Raw genomic sequence first — 14819 nt, 5'->3', positions numbered from 1 at the left:
CTACAGTGAGTTTAAAAGCGAGGGAGTAATCGCGCTGAGTTCTTTTAGTTGTTGATTTCATAACACTCTCCAATTTTTTTGGGGGGGAAAGTGTCAACCTTATTTAGGACGGCACAGTTGGGTACAAAAAAGGAGGTCTAATTGACCTCCTTTTTTACGAGTTAGATATTCGTAACATCGATGAACATCGATTCATCAATATTCGTCGAAGAAACGACAGCCTCATTAAATTCATACTCTTCGCGGTTACCTTCACGATCTAGCGGTAAGTTAACAAAGTCGAACAATTCGCGGTCTGCTAGTTGGCTTGGGCTTACGTTTTGAATTGATTTAAAAATTGCTTCCACACGCCCTGGCGTCTTCTTATCCCATTCAATCAACATTGCTTTTATAGATTGACGCTGAAGGTTCTCTTGAGAGCCACAAAGGTTACACGGAATTATTGGGAAATCCTTGTGCTCAGCGTATTTGATCAAATCTTTTTCACGACAGTAAGTCAATGGACGAATGACCACGTTACGGCCATCATCAGAGCGTAGCTTTGGTGGCATCGCTTTAAGGCGAGAGCCGTGGAACATATTCAAGAACATTGTTTCGACGATGTCATCCATGTGATGACCTAGCGCAAGCTTAGTTGCACCAATCTTCTCTGCAAATGAATACAGCGTACCACGTCGCAGGCGTGAACACAGACCACAAGTGGTTTTGCCTTCTGGTACCTTCTCTTTTACGACGGAGTACGTGTCCTTATCGACGATATAGTAAGGGATATTCAGTGTTTCGAAATACTCTGGCAGAATGTGCTCAGGGAAGCCCGGTTGTTTTTGGTCTAGGTTTACCGCAACCACTTCAAATTTGATCGGTGCGGCTTTTTGAAGATTCAGCAGGATATCAAGCATCGCGAATGAATCTTTACCACCGCTAATACATGCCATTACAACATCGCCTTCTTCGATCATGTTGTAATCAGTAATGGCATTTCCAACATGTCTTCTTAGGCGTTTCTGAAGCTTGTTGAATTCTAGGGTTTCTTTTCTTGTATCTATTTGGTTCATTGCGGGCTCTCACATCGCCGATAAATCGACTAGGACTTCCTAACATGGGTTTCTTTGGGGCGTGGATTATACGAGCTTTTTACGCAGGATTAAATGCTTGTCTTATTGAGTCTTTAAGAAAAGAGTGTGAAAGATACTTTAGTTACGGTCAAAATTAAAAAAGAGCTGCGATTGCAGCCCTTTCTAAACGTTCAGTGTTCATTTCTTTGCGTTAGGTAGATAAGGTAACACTCGCATCGTCGGTTCTGGTAGTGTCATTGTGCCACCTTGCCCTATTTCACTTAGTGCGACTTGTATCTTGCCATTGACAATTGGCTTTTCGGTTCCGTTTGAGAAAATCACTTTATCATTCAGTTGATTTGCAAACTCCATCGTCACACCTTGAACTTCCGGTGTAAACCAACCCGCAAACATACCGCCTAAATCTTCCAGCATCGTCTGCATTTGAGGTAGAAGAGGCTTAAGTTGGTCGTAAGAAACGTTACCCTGTAATGGTTCTTTGGTCATCACGACAAGTGAGTAATCGCAACGTGTATCTTTTGGGGTATCGACAAAAACCAACGGATTTGCTGACTTTAAGTTTTTATCAACTGGTAAAGGCAACTCTTGTGAAGCAGGGATAACAAACTCTTCATAGTGCTCTTCTTTTTCCATCCAAGCTTTTTCTATCGTACAAATTTGCTTAGTTTTTGCGTCCACAAAAAAGACACCAACTTTCACATCGTCATGCCCTTCTTTATTGTTGTTTTTTAGTTGAGTGTATAACTTTGAGTACGTGAACATGTACTCTTGAGCTTGGGTTATCGGCGATACAAGAATTAGCGCCGCACTTCCCAATAGACTTAGGCTTAACTTTTTCATTTTATCCGTTATTTTATTGCGTCCAGTAGGCGTTGTTATGACGAATCATAGCGCGAAGATCGTGTACATAGGCGATGCCACGTTCAGAATAGGCTAGCAACCCATGCGTTAACTCTGACGCGGTTGCAACCGTTAACAAGCCCTTGTTCTTTTCAGCCAGAGATGTTCTGATTTCACGCAGGTCTGCATACGCTGGGTTTCGATTAACATTCATAAAGTAGCCATGAACAGACTGTTGTACAGAATCGAATTTTTCAACTTCATGAACTTTGTTAGCGCCACGTTGCGCTGGAACAATTCCACAGCCCTTTTTATAACACCATTGGCCAAACAAGTTGTTTGCTTGAGTAGCAAAACGAGAAGTGCCCCACGCAGATTCATTTGCCGCTTGAGTTAGAACCAAGGCTTCAGGTAAGACGTTCACTCTCACAAGCATCTCGTCTAGCCATGCTTGATCAATCTTATCGTTACTCAAGGGCAACGAATACAGAGATGATAACCGCTGAGCATACTCTTGTTGTTCTTGCGTCACTTGTCCCACCTTTAAAGAGGTAAGAAAGGCCCGCTCATGACGAATTCGTTGATTCTCAAGAGCAATTTTAGGCCTTAAAAAATCAAAAAAAGCAGCTTTTTTCTCTTTCGTATCTTTTATTGAATTGAAGTCTGGGATATCACCGATGTATGGCAAGTGTGATAAATCGACATGCTTAATCTTGCCAGAGAGTACGTCAGGATTTTCCACATATTTAAACTGTTTCTCGTAGTGTAAATATGGGCCTATAGAAATAAAAGTGGCGGCTATACAGGTTGCCGCCACTCGTAAACTTATTGATTTCAAAGAATTAGGCATCAAACACCTGTGAGTTACCATCGTGATCATTATCGTTTTTCTGTGTTGTAACGATCTTAAGCTTAATTCCAAACATTTCGCGGTAGAGTATGCCTTTCAAATGGAAGAAGAATGGCAGCACAAAAATCAAGCCAATACCGTAGAACATTGCTGCAATAATAAACATTAACATCACGCCTAAGTAAAGCCCCGCGACCACAAAAATCTTCTTGTTGATTGCGCGAAGTGATAACAGCAACGCTTGCATTGGTGGCACCCTTTTCTCACAAATCAACAAGATAGAGTGACTAAATGCCAAGGAAAGATACAGCGACAGTAAAGGAAAAATCATACCAACCACACCTTGTAGCATTAAGCTCATGAGCGTTGCTAGGATAACAGGAATGGTGAACTGCAACCCCTTTCCAACATGGCGCAACTTAGTCTTTAGGCCAGCGACATGACTCATAGCCATCAAACTTATCCCCGCATAAATTGGGGCGCTAATCACCTCATAACTGAAATTCGCGACATAAATAGAAGACACAATATCGTTTGTGAACGACTCTGGGTTCTCAAACGCATCAAGAATAACGGTCAAATCGCCCAACTGCAGTTTTAATGCAATATAGAAAATACCTAACTGGACAAAAAGCAATACAATAATGGCAGGAGAAAATGATAAAAAGTGCTGGATGGTTGCTCGCCAAGCTTCGTTAAAAACCGCGCCAGCTTTAAGCTCGTAGTTGCCAGACAAAGCTCGCTCTACACTCCCCCCAAGATTGAAATCTTTCTCAAAATCGTCGTTCATAGTTTATCCAAGACTAACTTGTAAAATTTTGACTGGAATTCCAGTCAATTAATGTAATCGTCATTATAAAGAAATCTTTCCACATCTAACATCACAACTCACCTACAATCCTTGCAATCTCAACTGTATGGTTGATAATTAACCACTTTCAAGGTCATGAAATTGAAACAATTGTTGAACAAAGTTTAGTGCTATCAAACTGTGTCTAGATGCCAATTAATCTCATAAAAACAGTATGGTAAGGAATGATGGCTTTTTCCTGCAAAATTATTTCTGTTTCAAGATAAGAAAATGCTTTAATTTCACACTTTTGGTGATTATGATGCGCGCCTCAAAAGTGAATGGTTAGTGTCACATCAGCTGGGATAATCCCGGCTTGAACGTGGGGGAAATACAGACGTTGAACGCAAAACCGCAAGCAGGAAAGCCAGTTATTCGTTTATCTGGTATTAGTAAAAGTTTCGATGGTAAGGAAATCATCGGTAATTTAAATCTGGATGTTAATCATGGTGAATTTCTGACGATTCTCGGGCCTTCTGGTTGTGGTAAGACAACAGTTTTACGCATGATTGCAGGTTTTGAAACGGCAGATAACGGTCAAATTATTTTGGATGACCAGGATGTAACACAGGTTCCTGCGGAGCAAAGGCACGTCAACACGGTATTTCAAAGTTACGCATTGTTTCCACACATGACCGTATATGAGAATGTCGCTTTTGGTCTTCGTATGCAGAAAACACCTACTGCGGACATTGAACCACGAGTAATGGAAGCGCTACGCATGGTGCGCCTAGAAAAAATGGCACAGCGTAAGCCTCATCAGCTTTCTGGTGGTCAACAACAACGTATCGCCATTGCGCGTGCGGTTGTGAACAAGCCAAAAGTACTGCTGCTAGATGAATCTCTATCTGCACTTGATTACAAACTACGTAAGCAAATGCAAATCGAGCTTAAACAGCTTCAGCGTCAGCTTGGTATTACCTTTATCTTCGTTACGCACGATCAGGAAGAAGCCCTATCGATGTCTGACCGCATTATTGTAATGCGCGATGGTGTTATCGAGCAGGATGGTTCTCCACGTGAGATTTACGAAGAGCCGAAGAACCTATTTGTTGCTCGCTTTATCGGTGAGATCAACGTATTCAACGCAACAATGCTAGAGCGTATCGACGAGAAACGTATCCGTGCAGAAATCGAAGGTGTCGAGTCTGTTGTTTACTACGATCAGGAAGCGCAAGCAGGTGAAAAACTGCAAGTACTACTTCGCCCAGAAGACTTACGTATCGAAGAGATCAAAGAGTCTGAAGAAAAAGGCATCGTAGGTCACGTAACAGAGCGTACCTATAAAGGTATGACGCTTGATTCAGTTATCCATTTGGATTCAGGCATGCGTGTAATGGTTAGCGAATTCTTTAACGAAGATGATCCTGATGTGGACCACTCACTTGGCCAGAAAGTCGCTATCACTTGGGTTGAGAGCTGGGAGGTAGTCCTCAATGATAAGCAAGAAGATTAATCTTCAAAACGCGATCATTACCTTAATCGTCGGGTGGTTAACACTTTTCGTGTTGGTACCAAATGTGATGATTATCGGTACGAGTTTCTTAACGCGTGATGAAGCAAACTTAATCGAAATGACATTTACTTTCGACAACTACTTACGTCTACTCGATCCCTTGTATGCGAAAGTGCTGATGCACTCGTTCTACATGGCGATTGTGGCGACGTTGTTGTGTTTAGTAATTGGTTACCCATTTGCTTACATCATAGCGAAAATGCCAGAGAAATGGCGCCCATTCATGTTGTTCTTAGTTATCGTACCTTTTTGGACAAACTCTCTTATCCGTACTTACGGCCTGAAGATTGTTCTGGGTACACAAGGTATTTTGAACAAATCATTAATGGCGATGGAAATCATCGATAAGCCATTACGTATTATGTACACCGAAACAGCAGTAATGATTGGTCTTGTGTACATCCTGCTTCCATTTATGATTCTGCCGCTTTACTCGGCAATCGAGAAGTTGGACAACACTTATATCGAGGCGGCGAAAGATCTTGGTGCGAACAAGTTCCAAACCATTACGAAAGTGATTCTACCTCTTACAATGCCTGGCATTATCGGTGGTTGTTTGTTGGTTCTGCTACCAGCACTAGGTATGTTCTACATCTCTGACCTTCTTGGTGGTGCGAAGAACCTACTGATTGGTAACGTTATTAAGAGCCAAGTATTGAACGCTCGTGACTGGCCATTTGGTGCTGCGACCAGTATCGCCCTCACCTTCGCAATGGCTGTGATGCTTTACGCTTACTACAGAGCAGGCAAACTATTGAATAAGAAAGTGGAGCTAGACTAATGGGACGCACGGTTAGATTTAGCTTTATGGCGCTGGTGTATGCATTTTTGTATCTGCCAATCATCGTCTTAATTGTTAACTCATTTAATGCCAACAAATTTGGTATGAAATGGGGTGGTTTCACCACGAAATGGTACGAAACCTTAGTAAACAACGATAGCCTAATGCAAGCTGCATGGCATTCATTGAACGTAGCGGTATTCTCAGCGACAGCAGCAACCATCATTGGTAGCTTAACGGCCGTTGCCCTATTCCGTTACTCGTTCAAAGGTAAAGGTGCGGTAAACGGCATGCTGTTTGTCGTGATGATGTCTCCAGATATTGTTATGGCGATTTCATTACTTGCTCTGTTCCTGGTATTAGGCGCACAGCTTGGCTTCTTTACACTATTGATTGCTCACATCACCTTTTGTCTACCATTCGTTGTGGTAACTGTGTACAGCCGCTTAAATGGCTTTGATGTGAAAATGTTGGAAGCTGCAAAAGACCTTGGTGCAAGCGAATGGGTTATCTTGAAACAGATCATCCTTCCTCTTGCTAAACCAGCGGTTGCTGCAGGTTGGCTATTGAGCTTTACGCTGTCTTTGGACGACGTAATTATCAGCTCGTTTGTAACAGGTCCAACTTACGAAATCTTACCATTGAAGATTTACTCCATGGTTAAGGTGGGCATTTCACCGGAAGTGAACGCCCTAGCAACGGTAATGTTGATTGTTTCTTTGGTCTTGGTAGTAATTTCTCAGTTGCTAGCAAGAGAAAAAGTGAAGTAGAATCCGCACCTGTTAACATCACGAAACAGAATGGTTACATGCCATTCTGTTTTTCTATCTATCGTCCAAAATTGGACAACGTTTGGTTTGGAGCTAACGTCAATGAAAAAATGGGCTACTCTATTAGCTGGTAGTGCATGTGCGCTTTCTCTGTTCTCTGGTACAGCGACAGCGGATGATAAAGAACTAGTATTTATGAACTGGGGTCCTTACATCAACAGTAATATCCTAGAGCAATTTACTAAAGAAACTGGCATCAAAGTGATCTACTCGACTTACGAGTCGAACGAAACTTTGTATGCAAAGCTAAAAACTCATAACCAAGGTTATGACCTAGTAGTACCTTCAACGTACTTCGTGGCGAAGATGCGTGACGAAGGCATGCTACAAAAGATCGATAAGACTAAGCTGAAAAACTTCGGCAACCTAGATAAAAACTACCTAGACAAGCCTTACGATCCAAGTAACGACTACTCTATCCCACACGTTGTTGCGATTACAGGCCTAGCGGTTAACGCAGACATGTACGATCCAAACGAGTTCCAAAGCTGGGCTGACCTATGGAAGCCTGAGCTTGAAGGTCAAGTAATGTTGATGGACGACACTCGTGAAGTGTTCCATATCGCTCTGCGTAAACTTGGCTACTCAGGTAACTCAAAAGACCCTAAGCAAATCGATGAAGCGTACGCTGAGCTACAAAAGTTGATGCCTAACGTTTTAGTTTTCAACTCTGACAACCCTGGCGCACCTTACATGTCTGGTGAAGTGGGCGTTGGTATGCTTTGGAACGGTAGCGCCGCAGCGGCACAAAGTGAAGGCCTGAACCTTAAACTCGTTTTTCCTAAAGAAGGCGGTATCGGCTGGGTTGATAACTTCGCTATCTCTTCCGGTGCGAAGAACGTAGAAGCCGCTCACAAGATGATCGACTTCCTACTGCGCCCAGAAATCGCAGAGCAAATCTCTCGTGATACTGGGTACCTAACGGCGGTGGAGGAATCGAATGCTAAGTTTAAAGACGTTGCCCCACTATTCCCTTCTCAAGAAGACCTTGACCGCGTTGAATGGCAAGATGCGGTTGGTGATCTAACCGTTAAATACGAAGATTACTTCCTCAAGCTGAAAGCGGGACAATAATCTAGCTTGTGTAACAAGTCATCAACCATAGGAAAATAGGCAGCAATACGCTGCCTATTTTTGTCTTAGGCTGATATAATCGCGCGTTGCTAGGTTTATTTGTCTTGGTATCATAGATTTATCGTCTCATAACAAGGAGACAACGATATTCAAGCTAAATGAACATATTTGTGCTTACTGCGATTTGGCTCAACTTGATAACTCCAGCTAGTATTGACTTGTCCAATCGCGAAACAAAACGGAAAACAAATGAAAAGTAAATTCTACGCAAGCGCTCTATGTGCAGCGACGCTCATCGCTACCCCTGCAATGGCTGCTGATCAAGAACTGTATTTCTACAACTGGTCGGAATACATTCCAAACGAAGTTCTTGAAGACTTTACAAAAGAAACCGGAATCAAAGTTATTTACTCTACATACGAATCTAACGAGAGTATGTACGCAAAACTAAAAACTCAAGGTTCTGGTTACGACTTGGTAGTACCGTCTACCTATTTCGTCTCTAAAATGCGTAAAGAAGGCATGCTACAACAGATCGACAAAGAGAAATTATCTCATTTTGCCGATCTTGATACTAACTTCCTAAACAAACCGTTCGATCCGAACAACAACTACTCTATCCCATACATTTGGGGTGCGACCGGTATTGGTATCAATGCTGACATGCTAGACAAGTCATCGGTTTCTAAATGGGATGATTTCTGGGATAGCAAGTGGGAAGGTCAACTAATGCTGATGGATGATTCTCGCGAAGTATTCCACATTGCATTGACTAAGCTTGGTTACTCACCAAACACGACTAACCCAGAAGAAATCAAAGCCGCTTACGAAGAACTGAAAAAGCTAATGCCAAACGTATTAGTATTTAACTCAGACTTTCCTGCAAACCCTTACCTTGCGGGTGAAGTTTCACTAGGCATGCTTTGGAACGGTTCTGCATACATGGCTCGTCAAGAAGGCGCGAACATCGACATCATCTGGCCAGAAAAAGGCACTATCTTCTGGATGGACAGCCTAGCAATTCCAGCTGGTGCGAAGAACGTTGACGCAGCTCATAAGATGATCGATTTCCTACTACGTCCTGAGAACGCAGCTAAGATTGCACTTGAGATTGGTTATCCTACGCCAGTTAAAACGGCACACGATCTGCTACCGAAAGAATTTGCTAATGATCCAAGCATCTTCCCACCACAAGAAGTGATGGACAGCGGTACTTGGCAAGATGAAGTTGGCGAAGCGAGCGTAATGTACGATGAGTACTTCCAAAAGCTAAAAGTGAACAACTAATTCGTTAGTTTTAAAGATATGAAAAAGCGGCTCATGAGCCGCTTTTTTGTTCTTAATGACAAGACAAAAACTCTTCCTGTTGAAGTTACTACGCTCTTTCTTTTCCTTCTAGAGCCAGTATCTCGTCAACTAATTTTGGAACCTCAACGCTTGCTTTTCCGTAGCGTTTTTCCTCAAATTCACTTTCTACCGCACTAGGTTCTAGGTTAATTTCAATGGTATGTGCGCCGTGCATTTTTGCATCATGAACAAAACCTGCTGCGGGATACACAACGCCAGAAGTCCCAATAGAAATAAACAAATCTGCTTCTTCTAATGACGCGTAGATATCACCCATTCGCAGTGGCATTTCACCAAACCAAACAATATGTGGTCGCATTTGTGAAGGGATCTGACAACAGTGACAAAGCTCGCCGGTCTTAATGTCCTCATTGTGCTCTACTACTTGGTTAGATTCACTACAGCGGGCCTTGAGCAACTCACCATGCATGTGAATCACATTCTGACTGCCGCCTCTTTCGTGAAGGTTGTCTATATTTTGAGTGATGACCGTCACTTTACCTTCTAACTCAGCCTCTAAACGACCCAATGCTTCATGCGCTGCATTAGGCTTTATCGCATTATCTTGAAGTTTCTTGCGGCGTTGGTTGTAAAAATCTTGAACAAGGTCCGGATCGCGAGCAAACCCTTCAGGCGTTGCTACATCTTCGATACGGTGATTCTCCCATAGGCCATCTTGCGCACGAAATGTTTGAATACCAGATTCGGCCGAGATACCTGCACCAGTAAGTACTACAATATTTCTATAAGGGAAATTCATAACTCATCCTTGCTGTTTTTTCATTAGCTTAACACTGAAAGAATAGCAACAGTAGTAATATGGATTAGACCATAGTCGTAATGGTCACTATTAGAATTACAATTTAAGAGGAACAGCAATGAGACAAGTATCTCTAGCGTTTATATTGCTTATGACTTTGGCAGGCTGTCAACTTACCAATGTTGAAGGCGAAGTCGATGATGTAAAGGTAAGAGTCAGCACCAATGATGATGACCATCGAGGTAATGGTAATTTCTGTCCTCCTGGCCAAGCCAAGAAAGGCAATTGCTAAAAGAGCGGCTTTATGCCGCTCCCATATTGGCCTCAATCCTCGTTGGTCGAAGATATTTTATGAATGGCTAGGTCAGCGCCATTGAATTCGTCTTCTTCTGAAAGCCTCAGTCCCATACTGGTATTAATCGCACCATAGACTACAAGTGCACCAAGCACTGCGATGGAAAGACCCAAAAGCGTTCCTAGAAGCTGAACGATAATGCTCACGCCACCTAGCCCACCCAATGCGCTTTGACCAAAAATCCCAGCGGCAATACCACCCCAAGCGCCACATACACCGTGTAAAGGCCAGACACCTAGCACATCATCAATCTTGGTTTTGTTTTGTAGGTGGGTAAAAAGATAAACAAATAGCACGCCAGCAATCGCACCTGTCACTAAAGCACCGATAGGATGCATTAAGTCTGAGCCCGCACATACAGCAACCAAGCCAGCTAGTGGGCCGTTATGAATAAAGCCAGGGTCATTCTTACCAGCCAACAGTGACGCGACAATGCCCCCGACCATTGCCATCAATGAGTTCATAGCCACCAAGCCACTTATGCCTGACACAGTTTGAGCTGACATGACGTTGAAGCCAAACCACCCCACACATAAGACCCAAGCTCCCAAAGCCAAAAACGGAATATTCGAAGGTGCAAAGTTGGTGTGCTTTCCTGCTCGAACTCTGCCTTTTCTCATGCCCAAAAACACGACGGCAACAAGCGCTATCCAGCCGCCAACACCATGCACAACGACTGAACCTGCAAAATCGTGGAAGCCATAACCAAAGGTATTTTCAAACCAAGCTTGAACACCAAAGTTTCCGTTCCAGATCATTCCCTCAAATAACGGGTATACGATGCCGACAGTGAAAAATGTTGCGATTAGAATCGGATAAAAACGAGCTCGCTCTGCGATACCACCTGAAACAATAGCGGGAATCGCTGCAGCGAAGGTCAGCAAGAAAAAGAACTTCACTAACTCGTAACCATTGCCTTGAGATAATGTCTCAGCATCAGCAAAGAAGGTGCCGCCATAAGCGACCCAGTATCCAATGAAAAAATACGCAATGGCGGAAATACCGAAATCGGCCAATATCTTAACTAAAGCATTAACTTGGTTCTTTTGGCGCACGGTTCCTACTTCAAGGAAAGCGAAACCAGCATGCATCAAAAAAACCATGATTGCGCCAAGTAGTAAGAAAAGTGTGTCGGAACTTTGCGTGAGAGTTTGTACAGCGCCGTGTACCTGATAGGCAGTTACACTCATTATGATTGTCTCCGTTGATCTGTAGCGCACTTATCCTGTGCATCAAAGTTAGGCTCATCACCAATTTGGTGAACTTAACTTATAGAGCGTCTATCAGAGCAATTCTCATTCCATAATTTACATTTCTAACACTTACGATTTAATTTATTGTTTTGTATGAACTTTAATAAAATTAGGCATTCTTAAAATGGCGCTTAACACGCTAATAAGTGCACCAATATGGTTTTAGTGCACCAACATAATGCGCACCATATAGCTCAACAAAACGTAAAAGCCACCTCATGAGAGGTGGCTTATATACTGAATTGCTAACTAAAGGAGTTTATCGAGTGATCTTCTCTGCTTTTACATCTTCTAGCCAACGCCCTTCAACAAGATAAGGTGGAAGCCAACCGGTTTCAACAGATAGACGGTTGCCTTTGTCGTACCATATTAACTTCTACTAAGCGTGCCTATTGTGCTCTTTAATCATTTCTGCGATTTCCTTGCGTCCCCACTCATAAGTAAACGCTATAGCGTCCATGTCTTTCATAGAGTTACCAGTATATTTTACCTTTGTATCTATACCAGCTTTTAGTAATAGCTCCACAATATTTTTATGACCTGCATGGATCGCAGCAAACAATGGGTTGCGGTCTGGTTCAGATATATCCATCACTGCATTTCTTTCTAGAAAATAGGTAAGTAAGTCTAAATGACCTTCATATGCAGCTGTATTTAAAGGAGTTACACCTGAAGGCCCCCCCTTAACATTTACATCAATACCTAGATTCACCAGAAGCTCTACAATTTTATCTTGCCCTTGCTCCGTTGCGATATGCAACCAAGAACCCAGAGGCGTAATTAGATGAAGTAATTTGTCATCTCCTGAGAGAATTTTTTCAACCTCACTCACGTCACCGGATCTAATCGCGGCCATTACATCTTTTGCGCTATGCTCACCTGCCATATTTATCTCCTCAGCTGCGGTTTTAACCAGTAATTTTAAAGCATTAACTATATCACCGCGTTTACCCAACATTTATCTGTCACTTTAAGAGTATCAACAACCTGCCGCAACGCATAAATATCATACTGACCTTGAATCCGATTTGGAGCCCACACTAAGTTCTCCCTGCGGATTGCTATTAGCTCTTTGCGCTCATCTAAATCTTCATTGATATACATTTGGTAGTCAGCGACATCATTTGGTGTCAATTGAGGTTCCGCCTTTCTCTTCATGCTAACTTTCTTTTTATTATCAGACATTTAATCCAGTCCTAATTCTACGTTAAATTCCTTTACATTAACTGAAGAAACCTCTCCAGCATCAGAAATAGCCGCTGCGGTGTGAATATATCTAACAGGAGTTTTTTTTCTCAATGCTTTTTATACTTCTGGCCGCTTTCCATTCGGTTGTATCTTTGTCCTTTTGAGCCATTAGAACAGTAATTGCAGTTGCATATTCAGTTGTCCCTTGCTGATATGCCATGGTACCTATCTTACGGCTGCGCAGCGGGCTGCTCCCTCCTTTGGCCTCAACAATTATAATTTCACCTAGTGGCGGCTCTGCCACCTAGTAAACCATATCAAAATCGCCCGGCTTCTAAATTTACCTTAGGGATGAAGCAGCTTAGCATTAGGACGTTTACTCCGAACAAAGTCATCCGCGGCTAACTCACCAATTTTTGCAGATTTCTGATTAATCTTGGCGATTTGAGCGTTATATCCATCTTCGCCAGTTCGAGCCTTCCTAGCCTCTTAACGTTCTTTCAAACACTCTTCAATTTTTGCTTTGTTTCGTTTTATTAGCTCATAATCACTCATATAGATTTCTGAGTTTTTTTATACTCTGCTTTATTCAGCACAAGATCTTCAGTGAAGATCGTGCAACCTTCTTCCCCGCCAACTTTCTCAGAGTCAAAAACATGCGCATTGACAAATTCCTCAATCCCAACAACATACTGCACTTCGTGTCTGCTGCCATCTTCTCCGACGGATGACTCTTTTGCAGCGTTTAAAATCTGATCGCAAACCTCTTGGGGGACATCGCTTTGGGCCTGATACTCTGCCTACATTTGACCCAAGCGTTTTAGCCCTTCTTCACACAAGAAGCCTGTTGGGTCAATCCACTGGATAGGATTGACTGCATATTGGTAATGCCACTATTGACAGTTCAACTAACAAGCTCCCAATCATAAATGTAAATTACCACCTTCTAAAGAAGGTGGCTTTGTGTGAGCCCCCTAAAAGAGGGCCTTTGTTTAGTCCAGCGCCAATTGCTGCTGCTCTACTCGCTCTTGCTTCTCTTGATGTCTTACATATCGGCGTATTATTTCTTCATTGATTCCAACACTATCGACAAAATAGCCTCTTTGCCAAAAGTGATTACCCCAAAGCCTGTTCTTCCTAAGGTGAAGAAACTTGATTGTATCTACTCATGTTATTTGTCCTCTTTGACTTCTGGAAAAATCAAAGATGCATTTAGCATGAGTAGATTTACAGGCAAAGCCAAAGCGGATGATAACCACCTACTGAAGTAGGTGGTTTAGGGCTGAAAATAAAAGCCACCTCGTAAGAGATGGCTAAAAAAATACCCGAGGAGCTCTAAAAAGGACGCCATTCACTTTCTGACTTAAATACCACTCCTGAAAAATCTTTGTTCTCGATTAATTCAGCCAGTTTTTCATCGACACATAATAACCACTCGATAGCATCCAGTTGAAATATAGTTTTCTGCATTTCAATATCTTTCTTAAGGACAACTCGATCAATTGAATCAACCTCTCCATCAAACTCACTAAATATTGAATGATTTCTATCCAGTAAATCGCAAATCGCAAGAACATTTAAAAAATAGTATTCACCAAAACTTTTACCTTGGTAATTAACCTCAATCGGTAGGAATTCAACTTCACTCGTTTGTGTGTGCTTAGAAATTAAATCAGATAACCGTCGACTCACGATTAATAAAGGACCACTAAGAAAACTATCCGCAGGCTTGTCATCTGATATGACATCAATAGTAACTTTTGGCCATTTGTCTCCTAGGGCAACGCCTCCCGTCAGATTCAATCCTATTAATACACTAGACTGCGTTACTTTGCCGTGAGTAAAATCGGAGTCTCTATCTACCTTGTTGGTCCAAATTTTAAGTGTCATTACTACTTCCTACTTTTCCATTGCGGATCATCCAATTGCGATCGAGCTTCATTCTTTTCCAGAGCATTCCTAATGTTACTTTCTGTTTTTCCAATTTCATCTACAAAAATCATATCATCGATCAAACCACGACCATACTTAGTTTACAACGCTCTCATTTCTCGTCGAACTAAAGCACCTGAGAACCTTGGTGCCTTGCACTTAGATGT

The 14819-nt window shown here is 42.3% G+C and carries 15 protein-coding genes and 2 pseudogenes; 6 read left to right on the top strand and 11 right to left on the bottom strand.

Features of this window, described 5'->3' with window-relative positions; genetic code table 11:
• Nucleotides 1–161: 161 nt before the first annotated feature.
• From ttcA to R8N47_RS16840, 4 genes are all read right to left on the bottom strand, one after another.
• A complete protein-coding gene (gene ttcA, locus R8N47_RS16855; protein ID WP_005377502.1) occupies nucleotides 162–1055 on the bottom strand; it encodes a tRNA 2-thiocytidine(32) synthetase TtcA in 894 nt (297 codons plus the stop codon).
• Nucleotides 1056–1253: 198 nt separating this feature from the next.
• Complete coding sequence (locus tag R8N47_RS16850) at nucleotides 1254–1916, bottom strand: DUF2987 domain-containing protein (RefSeq protein WP_005389171.1); 663 nt, start codon at nucleotides 1914–1916, stop codon at nucleotides 1254–1256.
• Nucleotides 1917–1929: 13 nt separating this feature from the next.
• Entirely contained in the window at nucleotides 1930–2766 is an 837-nt protein-coding gene (locus R8N47_RS16845; RefSeq protein WP_017634900.1) for a glucosaminidase domain-containing protein, read from the bottom strand.
• Nucleotides 2759–3556: a hypothetical protein gene (locus R8N47_RS16840; protein WP_005377508.1), complete on the bottom strand. Its 798-nt coding sequence runs from the start codon at nucleotides 3554–3556 to the stop codon at nucleotides 2759–2761. The genes R8N47_RS16845 and R8N47_RS16840 overlap by 8 nt, the downstream gene beginning before the upstream one ends.
• Nucleotides 3557–3956: 400 nt before the next feature.
• Between R8N47_RS16840 and potA the strand changes: the two genes are divergently transcribed.
• The 5 genes from potA to R8N47_RS16815 all read left to right on the top strand — a co-directional run bounded on the left by potA (nucleotide 3957) and on the right by R8N47_RS16815 (nucleotide 9104).
• Nucleotides 3957–5072 (top strand): spermidine/putrescine ABC transporter ATP-binding protein PotA, encoded by a 1116-nt coding sequence (gene potA, locus R8N47_RS16835; protein ID WP_064353931.1) that lies wholly within the window; start codon nucleotides 3957–3959, stop codon nucleotides 5070–5072.
• Nucleotides 5053–5913, top strand: coding sequence for a spermidine/putrescine ABC transporter permease PotB (gene potB / locus R8N47_RS16830; RefSeq protein ID WP_005377512.1), 861 nt, complete (start codon nucleotides 5053–5055; stop codon nucleotides 5911–5913). Before potA ends, potB begins: the two co-directional genes overlap by 20 nt.
• A complete protein-coding gene (potC, locus tag R8N47_RS16825) occupies nucleotides 5913–6683 on the top strand; it encodes a spermidine/putrescine ABC transporter permease PotC (protein ID WP_005389180.1) in 771 nt (256 codons plus the stop codon). The genes potB and potC overlap by 1 nt, the downstream gene beginning before the upstream one ends.
• Nucleotides 6684–6785: 102 nt before the next feature.
• Nucleotides 6786–7817, top strand: coding sequence for an extracellular solute-binding protein (locus R8N47_RS16820; protein WP_005377519.1), 1032 nt, complete (start codon nucleotides 6786–6788; stop codon nucleotides 7815–7817).
• Nucleotides 7818–8066: 249 nt separating this feature from the next.
• Entirely contained in the window at nucleotides 8067–9104 is a 1038-nt protein-coding gene (locus R8N47_RS16815) for an extracellular solute-binding protein (RefSeq protein ID WP_005377521.1), read from the top strand.
• 88 nt (nucleotides 9105–9192) lie between these two features.
• Here R8N47_RS16815 and cobB read toward each other — a convergent pair whose 3' ends face one another.
• Nucleotides 9193–9924 carry a Sir2 family NAD+-dependent deacetylase gene (cobB, locus tag R8N47_RS16810; RefSeq protein ID WP_005377522.1) on the bottom strand — a complete coding sequence of 244 codons (732 nt, stop codon included), beginning with the start codon at nucleotides 9922–9924 and terminating at the stop codon, nucleotides 9193–9195.
• A gap of 118 nt (nucleotides 9925–10042) precedes the next feature.
• Between cobB and R8N47_RS16805 the strand changes: the two genes are divergently transcribed.
• On the top strand, nucleotides 10043–10216 hold the full coding sequence (locus tag R8N47_RS16805) for a hypothetical protein (RefSeq protein WP_165401620.1): 174 nt from the start codon (nucleotides 10043–10045) through the stop codon (nucleotides 10214–10216).
• A 32-nt stretch (nucleotides 10217–10248) separates the two neighbouring features.
• On the opposite strand, the gene R8N47_RS16800 is transcribed toward R8N47_RS16805, so the two are convergent.
• From R8N47_RS16800 to R8N47_RS16775, 6 genes and pseudogenes are all read right to left on the bottom strand, one after another.
• Nucleotides 10249–11469: an ammonium transporter gene (locus R8N47_RS16800; RefSeq protein ID WP_064353929.1), complete on the bottom strand. Its 1221-nt coding sequence runs from the start codon at nucleotides 11467–11469 to the stop codon at nucleotides 10249–10251.
• Between the two features lie 442 nt (nucleotides 11470–11911).
• The gene (locus tag R8N47_RS16795; RefSeq protein WP_225452442.1) at nucleotides 11912–12490 is read right to left on the bottom strand and encodes an ankyrin repeat domain-containing protein; all 579 of its coding nucleotides are present in this window, start codon (nucleotides 12488–12490) and stop codon (nucleotides 11912–11914) included.
• On the bottom strand, nucleotides 12466–12717 hold the full coding sequence (locus tag R8N47_RS16790) for a hypothetical protein (protein ID WP_033905296.1): 252 nt from the start codon (nucleotides 12715–12717) through the stop codon (nucleotides 12466–12468). The genes R8N47_RS16795 and R8N47_RS16790 overlap by 25 nt, the downstream gene beginning before the upstream one ends.
• Nucleotides 12718–13610 (bottom strand): annotated as a pseudogene (locus tag R8N47_RS16785) (type IV secretion protein Rhs); the annotation flags it as partial.
• Between the two features lie 102 nt (nucleotides 13611–13712).
• Nucleotides 13713–13874 (bottom strand): annotated as a pseudogene (locus R8N47_RS16780) (transposase); the annotation flags it as partial.
• A 181-nt stretch (nucleotides 13875–14055) separates the two neighbouring features.
• Nucleotides 14056–14610, bottom strand: coding sequence for an imm11 family protein (locus R8N47_RS16775; RefSeq protein ID WP_064353926.1), 555 nt, complete (start codon nucleotides 14608–14610; stop codon nucleotides 14056–14058).
• Nucleotides 14611–14819 lie beyond the last annotated feature (209 nt).

Source organism: Vibrio sp. 2132-1 (assembly GCF_033344315.1).
Note: the sequence above shows the minus strand (reverse complement) of the source record. Positions and strands in the feature narration are given on the sequence as shown.

Coding starts and splice junctions, on each gene's coding strand:
- R8N47_RS16845 (WP_017634900.1), bottom strand. CDS start 2,766: ATGCCTAATTCTTTGAAATCAATAAGTTTACGAGTGGCGGCAACCTGT.
- R8N47_RS16840 (WP_005377508.1), bottom strand. CDS start 3,556: ATGAACGACGATTTTGAGAAAGATTTCAATCTTGGGGGGAGTGTAGAG.
- R8N47_RS16805 (WP_165401620.1), top strand. CDS start 10,043: ATGAGACAAGTATCTCTAGCGTTTATATTGCTTATGACTTTGGCAGGC.
- R8N47_RS16820 (WP_005377519.1), top strand. CDS start 6,786: ATGAAAAAATGGGCTACTCTATTAGCTGGTAGTGCATGTGCGCTTTCT.
- R8N47_RS16775 (WP_064353926.1), bottom strand. CDS start 14,610: ATGACACTTAAAATTTGGACCAACAAGGTAGATAGAGACTCCGATTTT.
- R8N47_RS16800 (WP_064353929.1), bottom strand. CDS start 11,469: ATGAGTGTAACTGCCTATCAGGTACACGGCGCTGTACAAACTCTCACG.
- R8N47_RS16790 (WP_033905296.1), bottom strand. CDS start 12,717: ATGTCTGATAATAAAAAGAAAGTTAGCATGAAGAGAAAGGCGGAACCT.
- cobB (WP_005377522.1), bottom strand. CDS start 9,924: ATGAATTTCCCTTATAGAAATATTGTAGTACTTACTGGTGCAGGTATC.
- R8N47_RS16850 (WP_005389171.1), bottom strand. CDS start 1,916: ATGAAAAAGTTAAGCCTAAGTCTATTGGGAAGTGCGGCGCTAATTCTT.
- potC (WP_005389180.1), top strand. CDS start 5,913: ATGGGACGCACGGTTAGATTTAGCTTTATGGCGCTGGTGTATGCATTT.
- potB (WP_005377512.1), top strand. CDS start 5,053: ATGATAAGCAAGAAGATTAATCTTCAAAACGCGATCATTACCTTAATC.
- ttcA (WP_005377502.1), bottom strand. CDS start 1,055: ATGAACCAAATAGATACAAGAAAAGAAACCCTAGAATTCAACAAGCTT.
- R8N47_RS16795 (WP_225452442.1), bottom strand. CDS start 12,490: ATGTTGGGTAAACGCGGTGATATAGTTAATGCTTTAAAATTACTGGTT.
- R8N47_RS16815 (WP_005377521.1), top strand. CDS start 8,067: ATGAAAAGTAAATTCTACGCAAGCGCTCTATGTGCAGCGACGCTCATC.